The 19,567-nt window shown below is 42.7% G+C and carries 21 protein-coding genes; 15 read left to right on the top strand and 6 right to left on the bottom strand.

All coding sequences use genetic code 11. The annotated features are described in order from the left end of the window. The 5 genes from ACFPOH_RS13160 to ACFPOH_RS13180 form a co-directional block, all read left to right on the top strand. A partial coding sequence (locus tag ACFPOH_RS13160) for a hypothetical protein (RefSeq protein WP_390310080.1) occupies window positions 1-202 on the top strand: 202 nt, incomplete at its 5' end. Between the two features lie 77 nt (window positions 203-279). Further along, window positions 280-495: an acetyl-CoA carboxylase biotin carboxyl carrier protein subunit gene (locus ACFPOH_RS13165; protein ID WP_342469337.1), complete on the top strand. Its 216-nt coding sequence runs from the start codon at window positions 280-282 to the stop codon at window positions 493-495. A 10-nt stretch (window positions 496-505) separates the two neighbouring features. Next, window positions 506-1,438 (top strand): hydroxymethylglutaryl-CoA lyase, encoded by a 933-nt coding sequence (locus ACFPOH_RS13170; protein ID WP_342469338.1) that lies wholly within the window; start codon window positions 506-508, stop codon window positions 1,436-1,438. Next, window positions 1,416-2,198: an enoyl-CoA hydratase gene (locus ACFPOH_RS13175; protein ID WP_342469339.1), complete on the top strand. Its 783-nt coding sequence runs from the start codon at window positions 1,416-1,418 to the stop codon at window positions 2,196-2,198. Before ACFPOH_RS13170 ends, ACFPOH_RS13175 begins: the two co-directional genes overlap by 23 nt. 35 nt (window positions 2,199-2,233) lie before the next feature. Then, window positions 2,234-3,772: an acyl-CoA carboxylase subunit beta gene (locus ACFPOH_RS13180; protein ID WP_390310083.1), complete on the top strand. Its 1,539-nt coding sequence runs from the start codon at window positions 2,234-2,236 to the stop codon at window positions 3,770-3,772. Between the two features lie 184 nt (window positions 3,773-3,956). Here the strand turns inward: ACFPOH_RS13180 and ACFPOH_RS13185 are convergent, their stop codons facing one another. Further along, window positions 3,957-4,088, bottom strand: coding sequence for a hypothetical protein (locus ACFPOH_RS13185; protein WP_342469341.1), 132 nt, complete (start codon window positions 4,086-4,088; stop codon window positions 3,957-3,959). 3 nt (window positions 4,089-4,091) lie between these two features. Continuing rightward, entirely contained in the window at window positions 4,092-4,733 is a 642-nt protein-coding gene (gene trhA, locus ACFPOH_RS13190) for a PAQR family membrane homeostasis protein TrhA (protein WP_342469342.1), read from the bottom strand. 165 nt (window positions 4,734-4,898) lie between these two features. Between trhA and ACFPOH_RS13195 the strand changes: the two genes are divergently transcribed. From ACFPOH_RS13195 to msrB, 4 genes are all read left to right on the top strand, one after another. Then, on the top strand, window positions 4,899-5,741 hold the full coding sequence (locus tag ACFPOH_RS13195) for a DegV family protein (protein ID WP_390310085.1): 843 nt from the start codon (window positions 4,899-4,901) through the stop codon (window positions 5,739-5,741). Between the two features lie 208 nt (window positions 5,742-5,949). Beyond that, a complete protein-coding gene (locus tag ACFPOH_RS13200; protein ID WP_390310087.1) occupies window positions 5,950-6,528 on the top strand; it encodes a YpmS family protein in 579 nt (192 codons plus the stop codon). An 11-nt stretch (window positions 6,529-6,539) separates the two neighbouring features. Beyond that, entirely contained in the window at window positions 6,540-7,073 is a 534-nt protein-coding gene (msrA, locus tag ACFPOH_RS13205) for a peptide-methionine (S)-S-oxide reductase MsrA (protein ID WP_390310089.1), read from the top strand. Continuing rightward, the gene (gene msrB / locus ACFPOH_RS13210) at window positions 7,060-7,506 is read left to right on the top strand and encodes a peptide-methionine (R)-S-oxide reductase MsrB (protein ID WP_390310104.1); all 447 of its coding nucleotides are present in this window, start codon (window positions 7,060-7,062) and stop codon (window positions 7,504-7,506) included. Before msrA ends, msrB begins: the two co-directional genes overlap by 14 nt. Window positions 7,507-7,555: 49 nt before the next feature. On the opposite strand, the gene ACFPOH_RS13215 is transcribed toward msrB, so the two are convergent. From ACFPOH_RS13215 to ACFPOH_RS13230, 4 genes are all read right to left on the bottom strand, one after another. Then, complete coding sequence (locus ACFPOH_RS13215; RefSeq protein WP_390310090.1) at window positions 7,556-8,701, bottom strand: Ger(x)C family spore germination protein; 1,146 nt, start codon at window positions 8,699-8,701, stop codon at window positions 7,556-7,558. Further along, on the bottom strand, window positions 8,698-10,152 hold the full coding sequence (locus tag ACFPOH_RS13220) for a spore germination protein (protein ID WP_390310092.1): 1,455 nt from the start codon (window positions 10,150-10,152) through the stop codon (window positions 8,698-8,700). The genes ACFPOH_RS13215 and ACFPOH_RS13220 overlap by 4 nt, the downstream gene beginning before the upstream one ends. Before the next feature lie 15 nt (window positions 10,153-10,167). Then, window positions 10,168-11,274 carry a GerAB/ArcD/ProY family transporter gene (locus ACFPOH_RS13225; protein WP_390310094.1) on the bottom strand — a complete coding sequence of 369 codons (1,107 nt, stop codon included), beginning with the start codon at window positions 11,272-11,274 and terminating at the stop codon, window positions 10,168-10,170. Between the two features lie 106 nt (window positions 11,275-11,380). Further along, window positions 11,381-13,177 (bottom strand): methyl-accepting chemotaxis protein, encoded by a 1,797-nt coding sequence (locus ACFPOH_RS13230; protein ID WP_342469349.1) that lies wholly within the window; start codon window positions 13,175-13,177, stop codon window positions 11,381-11,383. A 126-nt stretch (window positions 13,178-13,303) separates the two neighbouring features. Here ACFPOH_RS13230 and ACFPOH_RS13235 point away from each other — a divergent pair, with 126 nt between their 5' ends. The 6 genes from ACFPOH_RS13235 (at window position 13,304) to ACFPOH_RS13260 (ending at window position 19,440) form a co-directional block, all read left to right on the top strand. Next, window positions 13,304-13,534, top strand: coding sequence for a YozE family protein (locus tag ACFPOH_RS13235; RefSeq protein ID WP_342469350.1), 231 nt, complete (start codon window positions 13,304-13,306; stop codon window positions 13,532-13,534). 76 nt (window positions 13,535-13,610) lie between these two features. Further along, window positions 13,611-14,315 (top strand): purine-nucleoside phosphorylase, encoded by a 705-nt coding sequence (gene deoD / locus ACFPOH_RS13240; protein ID WP_390310096.1) that lies wholly within the window; start codon window positions 13,611-13,613, stop codon window positions 14,313-14,315. A 187-nt stretch (window positions 14,316-14,502) separates the two neighbouring features. Beyond that, the gene (locus ACFPOH_RS13245) at window positions 14,503-15,990 is read left to right on the top strand and encodes a lmo1851 family serine protease (protein WP_390310098.1); all 1,488 of its coding nucleotides are present in this window, start codon (window positions 14,503-14,505) and stop codon (window positions 15,988-15,990) included. A 71-nt stretch (window positions 15,991-16,061) separates the two neighbouring features. After that, entirely contained in the window at window positions 16,062-16,967 is a 906-nt protein-coding gene (locus ACFPOH_RS13250; RefSeq protein WP_390310100.1) for a CobW family GTP-binding protein, read from the top strand. A gap of 217 nt (window positions 16,968-17,184) precedes the next feature. After that, window positions 17,185-18,138 carry a CAP domain-containing protein gene (locus tag ACFPOH_RS13255; protein ID WP_390310102.1) on the top strand — a complete coding sequence of 318 codons (954 nt, stop codon included), beginning with the start codon at window positions 17,185-17,187 and terminating at the stop codon, window positions 18,136-18,138. Between the two features lie 225 nt (window positions 18,139-18,363). Then, on the top strand, window positions 18,364-19,440 hold the full coding sequence (locus ACFPOH_RS13260) for an undecaprenyldiphospho-muramoylpentapeptide beta-N-acetylglucosaminyltransferase (protein ID WP_342469353.1): 1,077 nt from the start codon (window positions 18,364-18,366) through the stop codon (window positions 19,438-19,440). The last annotated feature ends 127 nt before the right edge of the window (window positions 19,441-19,567 follow it).

A 19,567-nucleotide genomic window follows, 5' to 3' on the forward strand; every position in this document is an offset into this window, starting at 1 on the left:
CCGCACAAAACAAGGTGGCAAACGCACAAAAAAGATGGCCATCCGCACAAAACAAGGTGGCAAACGCACAAAAAGGATGGCCATCCGCACAAAACAAGGTGGCAAACGCACAAAAAAGATGGCCATCTGCACAAAACGAGGATGTATCCGCACCAAATGGATACTTATCCGCACAAAACGGGCTAACATCCGCACCAATTGAACAAACACCCCAACACCCACATCCATCAACGCCCTATCCCTTTCCCTAAAGAATAGAAAAATTGGAGGTTGATGATAATGGCAACATTAGTAAAAGCAAATATGGCAGGAACAGTTTGGAAAATCGTCGTATCAGAAGGTGAACAAGTACAAGAAGGACAAGATGTTGTAATCTTGGAATCCATGAAAATGGAAATTCCGATTGCAGCGGAAGCAAATGGGGTTGTGAAGAAAATCTTTGTGCAAGAAGGCGATTTTATCAACGTGGATGATGACATTTTAGAAATCGAATAGGGGGAAAAGGATGAAGCTTCCGACAAAAGTGACGATCAAAGAAGTCGGGCCAAGGGATGGTTTGCAAAACGAGCCCAATTTTATTGAAACAAAGGAAAAAGTGGATTGGATCAACCGGCTGAGCAAAACCGGTTTATCCTATATCGAAGTATCCTCCTTCGTTCATCCGAAGTGGATTCCCCAATTGGCAGACAGCGAAGAAGTTCTAAAGTCCATCAAAAGAGAAGCGGGCGTGACTTATGCGGCGCTGGTGCCGAATATTCGCGGCCTTGAACGGGCATTCAACTGCCATGTGGATGAAATCAGCGTTTTCATGTCCGCCAGCGAAGGGCATAACAAAAGCAATATCAATAAATCGATTGATGAAACTTTCCCTGTATTAAAAGAGGTCGTGGATGAGGCGAAAAAGGCGGATCTAAAAGTACGGGGTTACGTATCGACGGTGATTGCCTGCCCGTATGATGGACCGGTTGCACCGGAGCAAGTGTTGAAAGTCGTTGATCGATTGGCGGAAATGGGCGTTTATGAAATTTCTTTGGGCGACACGATCGGCGTCGGCGTACCTACCCAAGTGGAAAGCTTATTGGAAACTTTATTGAAGCATTTCCCGCCTCAACTCTTTGCCATGCACTTTCATGACACGAGAGGAACAGCCCTTGCCAATGTGGTGAAATCGTTGGAGATGGGCATCACCACTTTCGACAGTTCGACGGGTGGTCTTGGAGGGTGTCCGTATGCCAAAGGAGCGAGCGGCAATGTGGCTACGGAAGATTTGAACTATCTGCTCACCGCAATGAACATTGAAACCGGCGTAAATCCGGAAGCGCTGATTGATTCGGCTTTCTTTATCGAAGAAAAAATCGGCAAGAAACTCATTTCGAAACAATTGGAAATTGCCAGAAACGAAAGGAGCGCAAACGTTGACAACGCTCGTACAGTTTAACGAAATCGAAAAAGGAATCGGTTTGATCACACTGAACCGTCCGGAAGCGGCCAATGCAATGTCCCTTCAACTATTGAAGGAACTGAATGAAACTTTGGTTGCCATCTCCAAAAACCGGGAAATCCGTGTGGTGTTGATCACAGGCAGCGGTGAAAAAGCGTTCTGCGCCGGTGCAGACTTGAAAGAACGGAAAACCATGAATGAACAGCAAGTGAGGGAAACGGTCAAACTCATCGGCAGCACCGTCAATCAGGTGGAAGCTCTTCCGCAACCGGTTATCGCTGTCATGAATGGCGTCGCTTTTGGCGGAGGACTCGAACTCGCGTTAGCTTGCGATCTTCGCATTGCCAGCAGTGAAGCCAAAATGGGACTGACGGAAGTTTCCCTCGGCATCATTCCTGGTGCAGGTGGAACGCAGCGTTTGCCTCGCATCATCGGGGTCGGAAAAGCGAAAGAGCTTATATACACGGCACGAAGAATTTCCGCGAATGAAGCCCTTGAAATCGGCTTGATCAATTCGGTGTACGACAAGGAAATTTTGCTTGAGAAAGCGACGGAACTCGCTTTGGAAATTGCCAAAAACGCACCGTTATCATTGATTCAGGCAAAGGTGGCCATCAACAAAGGCATCGAGGTGGATTTGACAACCGGTCTTAAAATTGAAGAGCTTGCCTACAATGAGCTTTTGCATACGGAAGACCGGTTGGAAGGTTTGGTGGCGTTCCAGGAAAAACGACAACCACAATATCAAGGAAGATAGCCGCGACACATCACAAATCAAAGGAGGATTCATCCATGAGTGATACGGTTACAAAAAAGGCTCACGCAGATTTAATAGAAGAAATCAAAAAAGGTGGCCATGAAAAGTACCATCAAAAAAATAAAGAACAAGGAAAACTGTTCGTACGCAACCGTTTAAAGCTGCTTCTTGATGAAGATGTGCAAATCGAAGACGGCCTATTCGCCAACTGTGTGGCTGGCGACTTGCCTGCGGACGGCGTGGTGACAGGGATCGGAAAAATCAATGGCCAAACGGTATGCTTTATGGCCAATGATTCCACGGTAAAAGCCGGATCCTGGGGGAAAAGAACCGTTGAAAAAATCTTGCGCATTCAAGAAACGGCCGAAAAACTGGCTTGCCCGATCATTTACCTGGTGGATTCTGCCGGTGCCCGCATTACGGACCAAGTGGAAATGTTCCCGGGACGCCGTGGAGCTGGCCGCATTTTCTATAATCAGGTGAAACTTTCAGGAAAAGTGCCGCAAGTTTGCTTGTTGTTCGGGCCTTCTGCAGCGGGTGGTGCCTACATACCGGCTTTCTGTGATGTGGTCATCATGGTGGAAGGAAATGCATCCATGTATTTAGGTTCACCGAGAATGGCGGAGATGGTGATCGGAGAAAAAGTGGATCTGGAAACAATGGGTGGAGCAAAAATGCACTGCTCCGTATCCGGCTGCGGCGACGTGCTTGCCAAAACGGAAGAGGAAGCCATTGAATACGCAAGAAAATATTTGAGCTATTTCCCGAATAATTACCGGGAAAAGCCTCCGGTGGAAGCGCCAAAACTGCCTGCGAACTTTGAAAAAACGATTGAGGAAATCATTCCAAAAAATCAAAACGTGCCATTCAATATGTATGATTTGATCGATCGAATCATTGATGAAGGTTCCTTCTGTGAAGTGAAAAAACTGTTTGCGGCGGAACTCATTACCGGCTTTGCCCGGATTGATGGACAAGCGGTCGGAATCGTTGCGAACCAGCCAAGGGTGAAAGGCGGCGTGCTGTTCCACGATTCTGCCGATAAAGCCGCAAAATTCATCAATCTTTGCGATGCTTTCCATATTCCGTTAGTGTTCTTGGCAGACGTTCCAGGGTTCATGATCGGAACACAAGTGGAAAGACAAGGCATCATCCGCCATGGAGCAAAAATGATTTTTGCCATGAGCGAAGCAACGGTGCCGAAAATTACGGTGATTGTGAGAAAGGCCTATGGAGCCGGGCTTTATGCAATGGCAGGTCCTGCATTCGAGCCGGATTGCGTAATTGCGTTGACAACGGCACAAATCGCCGTAATGGGACCTGAAGCAGCAGTGAATGCGGTTTACGCAAATAAAATTGCCCAGCTTCCAAAAGAGGAGCAGCAGGCCTTCATCGAGCAAAAACGCCAAGAATACCGGGAAGAAATCGATATTTATAAGTTGGCTTCCGAATTGATTGTCGATGATGTCATCGAGCCGAACGATTTGCGTCAAGTGTTGACGGCAAGACTGCATGCTTATGCTTCCAAATATCTTGTATTCTCGGAACGGAAACATGGCGTAAGTCCGGTATAATTGCACGAAAACAGAGCGGGAAGTGTACGCTCTGTTTTCTTTTTGGAAAATCGAAGGATATGAAATTTTTCGTTCGGCGATTAAATTTCGAATTTCGGCGATTAACGGCCACAGCAAGTGCCCCTTTTTCTCGTGCAGGCGATTAAGTTCACAACTTCGGCGAATATTTTTCCAAAAGGGGCGATTATTCCATCAGCTTGGCGATAATCGCCCTCAGCAATTGCACTTTTTCTCCACTGGCGGTCATCTTTCCGGAGTGGCGATAAGTTCCATTCCACTGGCCATTAATCAATGCCTCATGCCGCCAATGATCCAAAAATTACAAATACACCGCCACACAATACACCATGCAAACACAACCCGCAATCACAAATAAATGCCATATCGCGTGATTATATGGAAGCTTTCTCCATGCATAGAATATAGAACCGATTGTGAAAAACAATCCGCCGGCAAGCAAGACACAAAACCCTTCCAAATGGATGAATGCATAAAGCGGTTTAACCGCAAAGATGATCAGCCAGCCCATCACCAGATACAACAATAAGGAAAATGCTTCAAACCGGTGAATAAATAAGCTTTTAAATACGATCCCGAAGATGGCGATCCCCCAAATGATGCACAGGAGAACGAGTCCGAGGGTTCCGCCGATGGCTATCAATAGAAACGGCGTATAGGTTCCTGCGATTAATACATAAATGGATGAATGATCGAGAATGGAGAAAAACTTTTTATATTTTTCGGGCATGCTATGTAATAAAGTGGACATGCAAAACAAAATAATTAATGAAGAACCAAAGATGGAAAAGGAGACAATTTCGATGGCGCTTCCCGAATGGGCGGCCAACAGAATTAACATCACACAGGCAGGAATACTGAAGAGAAATCCGATTCCGTGGGTGATGGCATTCCAACATTCTTCTTTCCAGTTTTTATAATCGAATGCTTCGATGTTGTTCATTTCATCAACCTCCTAATGACTATAACGATATACCAATACTTGCAGCGGCAACACTATCATTTGTCATATATTTGAAATTGTGTTGAAAGTGATGACAGTTGTCATCTTTACAACCATAAAAACCATTTATATAATGATTCAAATTAAGCAAGAGGAAGTGTATCAGTGGGAAAGATTCATATCGTCACGGATTCTTCATGCGACATCTCAATGGAAGAAGCGGCAAGAAAAAATATTCATATCGTGCCACTCTCTTTGCACATTGACGGGAAGACCTATGTCGATGGGGTGGATATTCATCCGGAGCCTTTCTTGGATATGATGGATCAGGCAAAGGAATTGCCGAAGAGTTCCCAGCCGGCACCTGGCCGATTTCAAGAGGTGTATGAACAATTGGGGAACGTTGGGGATGAAATCATTTCCATTCATGTGGCCGGGAAATTAAGCGGCACATTGCAATCCGCCCGCCAAGGAGCAGAGATGGCAAATGCCAATGTAACGGTGTTTGACTCCCGGTTCATTTCCACCGCTATGGCGATTCAAGTCCGGGAAGCCGCCCGTTTGAGGGATGCCGGAGCATCTGTCAATGAAATCATCAAGCGGTTGGAACTTGTCCGGGCCAACACAAAAATGTATATTTACTTGGAGACGTTAAAAAATCTTCTCAAAGGCGGACGGATAGGGAAGGGGAGGGCGCTTCTCGGTTCCCTATTGAACATCAAACCCATTGCGGTTTTGGAAGAAGGCGAGTATTTGCCCGTTTCCAAGATGAGAAGTTATGGCCAAGTGGTTAAATATATGTACAAAGAGTTTACAAAACATACTTCCGGGAAAACGGTCAAAGCGGTTTCTATTTCCCATGCCGGTGGAATGGACAATGTCGGAACTCCGTTGAAACATTTGATTGAACAGTCAGGATTTGATAATATTGAAGTCACATTCACTTCGCCCATCATCAGCACCCATGCAGGACGGGGCGCCATTGCTTTGGTGTTCTTTGCGGAATAACCGGCCAAAGAGCACTGCCCAAAGTGTCGATTCCCATTTTCGGAGGGATGGACACTTTTCTTTTTTCTCGGAAGCGTTTTATTTTATTTAATTTATTCCAAAATTTATAATAAGTTTAAAAAAGCAATCATATTTTATAGAGTTTGGTGCATAAAAAAAGATAATGTTAATAGAAATCTTTTTTGCCCATTGATAGGAGTGTCATAGAATGAATGTTTGGAAAGTCGCCTTTTTCACATTATCCGGCGCGATCGTCTTATTGTTGGCTTTACTCATTTACTGGGCGACTTCGCCAGTGAAAACGTCCGTTCCTTCTGCGGAAGAACCGGAAGCCAAGGAAACGGATAGTGTCCTGTATGTGGAGACGACAGCGGATGATTTTGAAAAATTGGCGATAAAATATATCAAACGAGAATTAAAAAATTCCGCTTTGCCGGTGGAAATCGAGGTTAATGATTCAATTCAGATATCCAGTGAAATTGTCGCATTTGGATACAATGTTCCTGTTTTGATGAAATTCAATCCCGTTGTGAATGAACATGGGAATATCCATTTGGTCCAATCGGAAGTGAATGTAGGAAGTTTAAATCTGCCTCCTTCGATGGTATTGAAATTATTGGATCAGGCAGTCCAATTTCCTGAATGGATGGTTATCAGACCCGATGCCAAAGAAATCTTTGTCGATCTGTCCAATTTAACCCTTTCTTCCGGTGCAAAGGTAAAAGCGAAAGAGATTGACTTGAAAAATAATCAAATTCAATTGGAAATCGTAATACCAAATCAATAGGAGTGAGTATGATGTCAAAAGAACTTGCTACATTTGCTGGCGGGTGTTTTTGGTGTATGGTCAAGCCTTTTGATCGTCTTGAAGGGATTGAAAAAGTCGTTTCAGGTTATACAGGTGGACATGTGGAAAACCCTACATATCAACAAGTTTGTTCCGGTACAACCGGGCATGTGGAAGCGGTGCAAATCACTTTCGATCCGGAAGTCATTCCTTATGAACAACTGGTGGAGATATACTGGAAATTGATTGATCCGACTGATCCGGGCGGCCAATTCCATGATCGGGGAGAGTCTTATCAAACAGCCATTTTTTATCATAATGAAGAGCAAAAAAACATTGCCGAACAATCCAAAAAATGGTTGGAAGAATCGGGGAAATTCGACAAACCGATAGCGGTAAAAATTTTGCCCGCAAAACCCTTTTATCCTGCGGAAGAGTTTCATCAGGATTTTTATAAGAAAAAACCGCTCGATTATGAACGATATTTTGTCGGTTCAGGGAGAGCGCAATTTATCAAGCGGCATTGGGGGGATTTATATGAATAAAGAGGAACGTTTGAAACAGTTGACGCCGATGCAATATTATGTGACGCAGCAAAATGGCACAGAACCCCCATATCAGAATGAATATGACCAGCATTTTGAAGAAGGGATTTATGTGGATATCGTTTCCGGAAAGCCGCTGTTCAGCTCAAAGGACAAATTTGATGCGGGATGCGGCTGGCCGAGCTTTGCAAAACCCATCGATCCGGATGAAATTGTCGAAAAATTGGATACATCTTACGGCATGCGCCGCATTGAAGTCCGCAGCAAAACGGCGGACTCCCATCTGGGCCATGTATTGCCGGATGGACCGCGGGCGTTGGGGGGGCTCCGTTATTGCATCAATTCCGCCTCGTTGCGGTTTATTCCTAAGGAAAAATTGGAAGAAGAAGGCTATGGTGAATATTTAAAGCTGTTTGAAAATGATAAAGAATGAAAAAAAAAGATGATCCGCAAAGTGTATCGGATCATCTTTTCATTTTGAATCAAGGATGATCGATTGTATTTTTATACATCGTTCTTCCCGCTCTCACTTTATCAACGATCACATTCACATTGACGGAATCTTCGGTCAATGGAATGACGCCGTTTTTTTGGAGTTTTTTCCAAACGCCCACATGTTTCCGGTAAAGAACTTCTGAAAGGCGGTAAACATCGCTGTTTTTTTCCAATCCCAACTTATAAGTTTCCAATACTTCTTTTTCGATTCCTTTTTTAACCGCTTGCCGGATCGCATTCTCCGATACGTTCACATCAAAACTGTTCACTATGGTGCTCACTGAAATGTTGATGTCGAACTTGACGTTAGTTCCATCCACTTTCGGAACGATTTTCACTTTTTTATTTTTATTCGAAAAGGTAAAGTCGCTTCCATCTATTTTTGTTGACAAATAATTGGTGATGGATTCGTTTGTTATCCATTGCAGTCCATTGGCAGCATCCTTTTTTAAATACCCTTTGAAACCTGTTGGGGTGACAAGGGCTACCCCTTCAATATGATAAGATGCATCAACCCCTCTTTCCGTATGCCAGTTTTCTTTTTCCGTCACATACGGCATCAGGACAATATGGCTTGGTTCATTTAATTGGATAATTAATTTCCGGACATTGATCGGTTCGATGAAAGAATCCTGTTCATATGAATTTAAAGGGTTGGCCAATTTCGTCAGCGTGATGGCTTTTCGTAAAATAGGGGTTTCAATAAACATTTGTTCCAATGGCTCATCCGTTGCGTAAACCCATGTTTGATAGCGGGTATTGATATATCTTGTAAACGAATTGAGGACTTCATTCAAATGCGCTTCTTTCAGTAACTCTTCACTAAAAATCAAGAAAGTCAAATGACCGAAAAACAATTTCTCATCAACGCTTCTGTACAATTTTTCAAACGCTTCATCAATGGTTTTGCCTTTGATGAACCCCACTTCGGACTGCATCACATCCTGGTTGATTTGTTCAGATCTTGCCACATTCGCAAAACTGACGAGTTGTACGTACACATGAAATTCATCTTCCTTATAATCGATTCCAACCCCATGAACGTAAAGCATCCGTACACTTTCTTCCGAATCCCAACAACCGGAAAGAAAGATCAAACTTGCGATAATCAAAATCATTTTGAGTTGCTTCATTGTTTTCCCTCGTCATTCGTTCTTGTATTATCAATTGGACGTAACATTTCCGGCCTGTCTTTATATTCTTTAGGAGACAAACGGAACAAAGATTTGCCAAGTGTGGACCAGTCCAAATCCGCTGCAAAATTCAAGTAAGGGACTCCGAAAATCCGCATATTCGCAATGTATATAATAAGCAGGAAGATGCAAATGAAAAATCCGAAAAGGCCAAAGAAGGATGTGAAAATAATAAAAATAAAACGGATAACGGTAATGATTGTAAGCAATGACTGGTTGGCAATGGTGAAAGTGGCTACAAAGGATAAAGCAATCACCACAAGCATCGCGGGACTTGTAATTCCGGCACGGATGGCGGCATCTCCGATAATTAATCCGCCCACCACGCTGATCGTGCTTCCGATGGCTGTAGGAAATCTCATCCCCGCTTCCCGGAACATTTCAAACATTAAAAGAAGTATAATCATTTCCAGCGATGCAGGAAAAGGTAATCCACGGCTTGAAATAACAACGGTTGCGAGCAGTTGAAGGGGCAACTGGTTTTGATGAAAAGTGGTCAGTGCAAGCCAAAAGGCGGGAAGTGTAACCCCCATGAAAACGCCGATCAAGCGCATCGCTCTCTCAAATGCGCTGAACAAAATAGGGTATTCAAAATCCTCCCCGGCTTTTAACAAATAAGGGAAGTTCACCGGCGTGATAATGGCGTAACTGACACCATCCACTAAAATGACGATTCTTCCCCGGATCAATGATTGGATGGCGAAATCCGGTCTTCCGGTTTCATTCGTCCATGGCATCATCCATCGTTTTTTATCAATTCGTTCAATTAACGTATCGCCGTTTAAAAGGATATCCGTCTCAACATTTTGAAGCAGTTTTTTCACTTCTTCGACAATTTCCTTATTCGTAATATCTTCCATGTATAATATGGCCACGGTCGTTTTCGATCTTTTTCCGATCACGATTTTTTCCACACATAAGGAATTGGTTGGGAGACGTTTCCGGATCAAAGCAATATTCGTAGCAACATTTTCAATAAAGTTGTCCCGCGGCCCTTTTATCAATACTTCCATTTTGGTCTCTTCCGGATTGCGGTTCGGTTTTTTGGCGATATTGCAAGTGAACAGCACCTGCAATTCATCCATATAAATCGCCAGCTTTCCGGTAAAGACATCCGTAATGATCTCTTCTTTTTCAACGGTTTTTTTCAGTTCGGGAAAAGGCAATTTCCGCAATAGATCTTCATTCAGTTGCTGTTCCACTTTTTCGATGAATTTTTCCATCGATGGCAAAATATAATTGAACAGGATTTGTTGATCGATCATTTCTTCGCAAAAAATCAAAGTAAATGGAACGTTTTGGATTTGGAAAGGGTAAAAAATCACATCTTCGGATTTTTGGAACAACTTTTTCAAGGTATCGAGATTGATGGCCGCTTCATCCATGTTCATTCATACTCACTTCTTTCATTTCGTATTTTGCTGGGTGTCGCGACGTACAGTTTTTTTATCCAACATGCTGATCAAAATGAGTATGATCGATAGCAGGAAAAAGAACAGAAACGTAATTTCCAGAAAATAATAATTGTTCCATGTCAGGAAATTTTCATCCTGTATAAGAAACAGGGAGAAATTCAATATCACGAAGGGCGGCACCATATATAGCCAAATTTTCTTTGGCTGCCCTGTGAAATTTAGTATGTCGCAAACGATGAATAATATGATTCCGACACGAATGAACGTTCCTGCCAACCACTGATAAACGGATAAAAAATCCATATGCTCAATGAAGCGGCCAAGGGACACCAATGTCCATTCTTCATAAGCGGGATAATGTTGCTTTGCAGCCTCTTCCGGCCCGAATTCCACGATGGCGCCAATCAATGGCCCCATCGTCAAACCGATGAAACAAAACATGATAATACCCAGATGATACCATTTCAAAGGTTTTTTAAAATAATGCTGCAAAAAGAGCAATAAAAACAATTCTATGAATCCTGAAGCGGGGAAAATCATGGATATCAACACTGGACGCAACCCGTGTTCCAGCATGGGAAGCAGAAGTTCATAATTTTTCACTTGCATGTTGGTGAAAGCTGCGTAAAAACCGAATATAATGACGAAAAAGAGTATGAAGGCATTCACAGTGACGATTGTTTGAATGTTGGTTGAAACCAGCAGGAAACATACGATGATATAAATCAAAATCAAAAAAGTGATGGGAGTGTTTTCTAAAAAGGTGGACGACATCCAAAGAATGGTTTCTCTCAAAGTGAAAGCGGCAAGGAAATAGGCAAAAATGGCGAGGCCGAATAATAGGATTTTTGCCCCCACTTTGCCGATTCTTTCAGTCAGCCAAGTTTTCAACGGTTTCATCCGGGATTTTTTTTGTATATAAAGAATCCATAAGATCCATGGAAATATGGCAATGCCGGCCAAAAGGACAGTGATCCAGCCATCCCGTTTCGCCGTTTCCAAAACCGGTGAAATGACGGTTATATGATTTTTTAAACCGATACAAGTCATACAGATAAAAATGATGTGCAAAATCCCAATTTTTATTGAATTGCTCACCTTTTCCATCTCCCACATTTTCCTGTTGTATATAAAGTCTATCCAAAAATAAAAAAATTTCGCTATTTCTGAAGAAAATAGCGAATTTTTTATGTTGGCAGGCGGATTAAATTTTAAATTCACTCACAAGATTCCGTAAATCATCCGCCTGTTTCGCCAATTCCACGGCGCTGGCGTTGATTTCCTGCATCGACGCCGAACCTTGCATCGCCGCTTGGGCGGATTTTTCCGTAGCGTGGCTTGTATTTTGGCTGAGGGCATTCACTTCATTGAAAGATGAGGTCAACTCGTTCACAATTTCCAAAGTGGAACTGATTTTTTCCACCATTGAAATGATGATGGTTGTTGTCTTGTTTGTTTGTGTCAGGATATCGTTCAATACTTCGTTCGTCTCATCCGTCACTTTCACACCGCGGGAAATGGATTCAGCCCCTTTTGCATTTTGGGAAACGATGGTGTCGATTTCATTTTGGATGGAGTGGACGATATCCGCCACTTGTTTTGCCGCTTCCTGGGATTGGATGGCCAACTTCTTCACTTCATTACTTACAACGGCAAAGCCTTTTCCATGTTCGCCAGCCCGGGCCGCTTCAATCGCCGCATTCAGCGCCAATAGATCCGTCTGCTCCGCGATGGCGGTGATGGTTGAAATGATGGAATTGATATCTTTTGATTTTTGTCCCAATGTTTCAATCGTTGAAGTCGTGCTTTTCATTGTATTTTCAATGAAATGTATGACTTCTGTGGAATCTTGTACCGATTTGCTGCCGTTTTGTGCGGCCAGTTGCATTTCTTTTGCCGCTTTTTGAACTTCAAAAGCTTCCTGGTTCAATTCCACCATCGACTGTTCCAAAGCTTTCATTTTCATTCCCGCTTCATTCATTCGATGGATCGTTGTGCTGGAATCATTGGCAATTTCATTGGTGGAGCTGGCAATTTCATCAATGGCGATCGCATTTTCTTCCGCCAAAGCCATCAGTTCCTGCGAGCTGGATGAAACGTGCTCAGCCAAGTTTGCCACTTTTCTGACTAATGTTGATATGGATTCAATCAACAGGTTTGTTGAGTTGGCAATAACCGCAAATTCATCTTTTGTCGCCACTTTCACCCGACGAGTCAAATCTCCGCCGGCTTGGGCAATATCCAAAATCGAATCATTGATTTTGTTCGTATTGATGCGGATGGAACGCAATAGAAGGGAGCTGAAGATGATCGCGATCACCAATGCCAAAGAGGACAGTCCGATGAATGCGACCCGGGAATAATTGGCAAATGTTTCAATTTCCTTGATTGTCCGTTCATTTTTCGACTCCAATAATGTTAATAATTCATCCGCGTGTTTTTCGATGTTTCCTTTGATCGCTTGCCCTTCGCTTCTCTCCATCAAACGGACGGCTTGTTCATAACTGTAATATTGCCGTGTCTCAATCACGCCGCTGGAAGCGTATAAATATGTACGGAAAAATTGATGTATGTATTCGACCAGTTTTTTTTCTTCAGGACGGTTTTCAAATGTGGTGAGAAGTTCTGTCAATTTTTTATCAATGGTTTGTTTCGTCTCACTATATTTATTTAAGTTTTCTTCATCGCCATAAATGAGAAAAGCCTGTTCATAAATCGTCAAATTTGATATCTCGGTGGATAGTTGGTATATTTCCCTTTGTTCTTTCAAGTTCACATCCGAGAAATCATTTAAACTTTGTTGTAGTCTGGTGATGTTGATATAGGATAGAATAAGCATAATCACGATGATTGCAATGAGAATCGAAAAGGTGAGCAAAATTCTGCCACGCATCGTGTGGTAAAAACGGCCTTTCACAGCACTTTTCGATTCCGTTTTTCCACCCTTTGGCTGAACATTTTTCCTGGAGCTGTTTTTCAGTGTCTGCACATTTTCAGTCATTTTTGTAGTCATCCCCTTTAAAAATTCCTGTTTTCAATGTAGCATAATCACGAAATCTATTCTACTATGAAATGTAAAAAAAGTCCTATAGAATGATAATTTGTTTGTATAGGTAGGAGGTACCGAATGAGTCAAAGTTTTTATCAATTTGCACTATCTTTTCGCGGTGGGGATTTATCCGATCCAAAGACCCGATTTGCAGAAAAAATGTTCAAAGATCACAGTTTTCCCAAAGTCAGCGATTCCTTTGAAGAGCTGTCAAGTTATATTGAAACTTTGGCCGATGATGATTTATCGGCAAACGCTTTCGACGAACTTTGGGAAATCTACCGTACGAAAGAAAATTTGGGGGAATGAAGAGGAAAGTATCATTGCATAATTTTTGAAAAAAACGTATATTTTAGTTTGAATACATTGAAATGAGGGAAAGCCATTGAGTATTCATATTAATGCGAAACAAGGTGAAATTGCGGACATTGTGCTGCTTCCCGGAGATCCGCTGCGGGCGAAATATATTGCGGAGAACTTCCTGGAAAACGCGGTTTGTTATAATGAAGTGCGCAATATGTTCGGATTCACGGGAACGTACAAAGGTCACAAAGTTTCCGTGCAAGGGACAGGCATGGGAGTCCCATCGATTTCCATTTACATTACGGAATTGATGCAGGAATACGGTGTGAAAAAATTGATACGGGTGGGCACTTGCGGCGCTTTGCAAAAAGATGTGAAAGTGCGGGATGTGATTTTGGCCCAGTCCGCTTCCACCGATTCCAAAATGAATGAAATCATTTTCCGTGGAATCGATTATGCACCAACAGCCGACTTTGATTTATTATTAAAAGCATATCAAGCCGGGTTGAAAGCCGGGTTGAATTTGAAGGTCGGCAATGTGTTCACTGCGGATATGTTCTACTCCGAAGAAAATCAAAACGAAAAACTGGCCCGTTACGGTGTTTTGGCGGTGGAAATGGAAACGGCCGCACTCTACACGTTGGCGGCAAAATTCGGCAGACAAGCGCTTTCTGTATTGACCGTTTCCGATCATATTTTGACCGGTGAAATTACGACTGCAGAAGAAAGACAAACAACATTTAATGACATGATCCATGTTGCTTTGGAAGCTGCAATTGAAGCCTGATTTTTCGCCGACGAACCAGGTTTGACAGAATCATTGGCCACTTTTTCCGCATCCAATCAACGAAGCCAAAAATATGTCGACTGTCATAAAATGTTGACAGTCTTTTTCTTTTCGTAATGGCTTGAAACTGTTAATATGAAATATGAAATGTTCGTATAAGAAAGTGTATATGAGAGTGGTGAAATTTATGGAAGAGCAAAATCAACAAGAGAAAGAGACGCATCAAGAAAAAGACCCGCAACAAGAACAAAACAAACCTGCTAAGCGATATATCCGGTTAAAACCGTTCAATTTTATCATGCTGATGGTCTTTACTATATTATTTACTGCCGGTTTGACAATCTTTGCTTTAACTTTCGGAGACAAGAAAGTGGTCGAAGTTCCGACTGAAAGGCAAGAATTTTCCCAACTATATGATGCCTATGATGAATTGAAAGAAAAATATTATACGGATATCGACGATAAAAAGATTATCCATGGCGCCATCAACGGCATGTTTGAAGCCCTTGATGATCCATATTCCGATTATATGGAGAAAGAAGAAGCGGAACAGTTCAACTCCGAACTCTCATCCAGCTTCCAAGGCATCGGCGCTGAAATCCAGGAACGAAACGGCAATATTGTCGTTGTTTCTCCTATCAAAAATTCTCCAGCGGAAAAGGCGGGGCTGTTGCCGGAAGATATCATTGTTTCCGTTGATGGACAAAGCTTGCAAGGCATGAGCGCGACGGAAGCGGTGCTCTTGATTCGAGGGAAAAAAGGGACTCCGGTAACGTTGACGATCAAACGTGGAAATTCCGAAGATTTAATTGAAATGACCATTATCCGTGATGATATTCCGATTGAAACGGTTTATGGAGAAATGGGGGATGACAAAATCGCCCACATTCAAATCACATCATTCAGTGAAAATACAGCCGACGAATTGAGAAAACTTTTGGATCAATACGAATCGGAAGGCATGAAGAGCATCATTTTGGATGTTCGCCAAAATCCTGGCGGTTATCTGAATGCGGCCATTGATATTTCCAACCTATTTATTGATGAAGGAAAAACAATTGTCAAATTGCAGAGCCGCAAAGGGGAACCGGAAGTCGTTTTAAGCGAAGGCGGCAAAAAATACAAATATCCAATTATAGTATTGATTGATAACGGAAGTGCTTCCGCATCGGAAATTCTCGCAGGCGCGTTGAAAGAATCGGCAGGCGCAACGCTTGTAGGTTTGACATCCTTCGGTAAAGGGACTGTCCAAACGGTGACGCAACTTCCGGACGGTTCAAACTTAAAATATACGACAGGCAAATGGTTGACACCGAAAGGCAATTGGATTCATGAAAAAGGAATCAAACCGGATGTGGAAGTGCAATACCCTGAATATTACAGTGCAACTTATATTGATCCAAATACGGAATTGAAAAGAGGCGTCGTTTCCAACTATGTGAAATCAGCGGAATTGATGCTTGATGCCCTTGGATACAATGTGGGCACAATTGATGAAACCTATGACGCATCAACTGAATCGGCGGTCGTTCAATTCCAAAGAGATCATGGTCTTGAACGTACCGGTGCAATTTCCGGTGATACAACCTATAAATTAATGGATGCTTTGCGTGAAAAAATCCAGAAAGACGATCCGCAAGTTTTAAAAGCGAAAGAGTTATTACAAAATCAATAATTGATGCAATGGGAGGGCTGCATTCAAACTTTTGAATGTCAGCTCTTTCTTCTGAATTGGAGGAATCATGAGTGAAAGATGTCTATTTATTCAGCGGTTTTTTAGGAAGCGGAAAAACTTCCATGCTGGTGAACGTATTAAGGCAATTGAAAGAAGAAGGTTTGAAGCCGGCTGTGATCATGAATGAACTGGGGGAAATCCCCTTTGACTCTCAAGCGGTGGATGAAGATGTTCCATTAAAAGAAATCCTTGACGGTTGCATTTGTTGCACAGGCGGGGAGAAGACGGAAGCCCAAATCCAAACATTGCTTTATGAAGCGGATTTTGACGTGCTCATCATCGAAACAACCGGAGCCGCCCATCCGGTGGAAGCGTTGGATGCAGTGTATTCTCCTTTATTTGCGGACCAGTTGAACATAAAGGGGATTGTGACTGTTGCGGACAGCAGACGTTGGCTTGGTCGGGATCAACTCTCTCCTCAGGCACGGAGCCTTTTTCTGGAACAAATCCGCCATGCCCATCTCATCCTCGCCAATAAAAGCGATTTGTTGACGGAAGAAGAAAAGGCGAGAGTGGTATTTGAATTGCAAGGGCTCAATCCGAACGCCTTCATTCTGCAAACGACTCATGGACGGGTGCCATTGGCAAGTTTGAAAAGTTTACAGGCAACAAAAGGGGATAAAGAAATTCAACCTGCCCAAATTGGACGGCATTTGCACTTGAATTCAAGAGTGATTGAATTCAACCGCAGTTTCACCCAGGAAGAATTTGAGGAATGGGTAAGAGAGCTTCCGGCAACGGTCTATCGGATGAAAGGCTTTGTTCCCATCGAAGGGATGCAATACCCGATGTTATTCCAATATGCATACGGTTTGGTCCAATGGATTCCGGAATATATGAAGATGCCGCCAAAAATCGTCATGATTGGAGAAAATGTACAGTCCGTACCTGTAATCGGCGAAGAAAACCGGTTGTAAATTTCGTAAAGGAAATGTCTTATATCTGTGAATCTCAACTTTTGTCAATAGTTTATTGTTAGCAATATATTTTTCAGTTGTAAAACATTGTATTTTTTTCTTCTGAAAACTCTTTAAATGATTGAGCCGAAAATGATTTGGCGTTTTTGGCAATAGCTGGACCATTTTTTTCAAATTTTCTCCCTTATCATGGATATATTGAAAGGAGAGAAAAGTAATGAAAAAATGGTTCATGACTTTTTGTGCATTATGTTTATTTGCAACGGTGGTTCCCCAAGCAAGTGCAACAACCATCAGTAAGGAGAACACGGGGCAACCTCCAGGAACGATACAAATCATCAAATTTGAAAATCATAACGGAATCATCGTCAAAAAAATTGAACGATGGGCATTAGGAAATGATGAACTTCTGAAAGATATGACACAAGCCGCCGAATTGGCAAAAAAGACCGTAAACAGCATTGTTTCCGATCCTTTTAAAGCCTTCAAGCAACCAACTGCGACCCAGGAAGAGGAAAAAACGGCTGTCAAAGTTCCGGCAAATTCAATAGCTGACAATTCTTCAGGACAGACAAATGCCTCTCAACATACCGCAAAAGATGAAACAGAAAGCGGCAAAGGGACAAATAACGGAACGTCCAAACAAATCAATCACTATTTCAAAGGAAATCCATCCAGCCCGTCAAAAGGTGGGGAACAAGCGGCACCTGCAGTTCCATCAACACAAAATGCAGAGCCGCAATCGGAAAATCCTGCAACAAAAGAGAAACCGTCAACTTCTGTTACCAACCAAGTTTCAGAGTTTGAAAGACAAGTCGTTGAGTTGACAAATGCGGAACGGGCCAAAGCGGGTCTGAAACCTCTTACGATGTACAATCCTTTAATGGCCGTTGCCAAAGCAAAATCACAGGATATGGCGAATTTAGGTTATTTTTCCCATACAAGTCCCACTTACGGCAGCCCGTTTGACCAAATGCGTGCAGCCGGTATCCAATACAGAGCGGCTGGTGAAAATATTGCCCAAGGCCAAAGAACACCGGAACAGGTGGTAAATGCATGGATGAATTCACCAGGGCATCGGGCGAATATATTAAATGCGAATTATACCCATATCGGCGTAGGCTTTGTTGAAAATGGATACTATTGGACACAACAGTTCATTCAAATGTAAGGGAAGAAACAAATCACCCATCTCAATTGGTGGGTGTTTTTGTGTGGCTGTGGGTTGGAGGGTTTTTTGGAAAATTAAATGGATTCAGGCTTGCCTGGCAAATAGGCAAAATCCGGCCCGCCTTCTGCTTACACCATTGTTTCTATGGCGCTTTATGATAAAATCAGTGTTGACGGCATAATGTAATCATCAAGAATGCAGTTTCATGAGAATAGGAGAATTATCGTGGACAAAAAAACAATCGTTTTAACAGGTGGGGGAACTGCAGGGCACGTTTCATTGAATGAAGCGATTATTCCTTCTTTGCAAGAGGAAGGCTATTCCATCCATTACATCGGATCCCATGATGGAATTGAAAAAGAATTGATTACAAAAAATTTCCCCGACCTTCCATACCATAGCATTTCAAGCGGCAAATTGAGACGGTACTTTTCATTGAAAAACTTTACGGATCCCTTCAAAGTGCTGGCAGGGATCGGCCAAGCTTTCGCGATTTTGAAAAAAGTCAAACCATCCATTGTATTCTCAAAAGGCGGTTTCGTGTCCGTACCGGTCGTGATTGCGGCGAAATTGTCAAATATACCGGTCGTGATCCATGAATCCGATGTGACGCCCGGGCTTGCCAATAAGTTGGCCCAGCCTTTTGCATCCCATATTTTCACCGTGTTCCGGGAAACCTTGAAATATTTGCCGAAAGAGAAGTCGACATGCACCGGCTCGGTGGTTCGTGAACAGCTTTTTAAAGGAAATAAAATGCGCGGATTCAAACTTTGTCAATTTGAAAATCGAAAACCTGTGCTTCTTGTCATGGGAGGCAGCTTGGGATCAGTCGTCCTGAATGATGCCATCCGGAGCAATTTGCCTGAACTGTTGAAGGATTTCAATGTAATCCATCTATGCGGAAAAGGGAATGTCGATTCGTCTTTATTGGAATTGAAAGGATATAAACAGTTCGAATATGTTACAACGGAATTGCCGGATCTGATCAGCGCGGCGGATTTCGTCGTATCCCGTGCAGGCTCCAACTCCATTTTTGAATTCCTTGCATTAAAGAAACCGATGCTGCTCATTCCTTTATCATCATCGAAAAGCCGCGGGGATCAAATATTGAATGCAAGATTGTTCAAAAATCAAGGATTTGCGGAAGTGTTGGAAGAGGAACAATTGACGAAAGAAACGTTCCTGAAATCCCTGCAAACGTTAATCCGGAATAAAGATTCCATTTTGGATGCGATGTCGAAAGCGGAAAGACCGAAAACGCCGAAAGAGATGATCAAATTAATCCTGCAATATGAAAAATAATAAATCGAGTAGGAGGGAGCGATTAACTCCCGTCCTCTCACACCACCGTACGTACGGTTCCGTATACGGCGGTTCAATTAAGATCATTGACGCAAGTTTTCATAACGAGCTTCAAGACTTTCCAACC

It is taken from the genome of Ureibacillus suwonensis, from assembly GCF_042655065.1.
GTDB lineage: Bacteria > Bacillota > Bacilli > Bacillales_A > Planococcaceae > Ureibacillus > Ureibacillus suwonensis.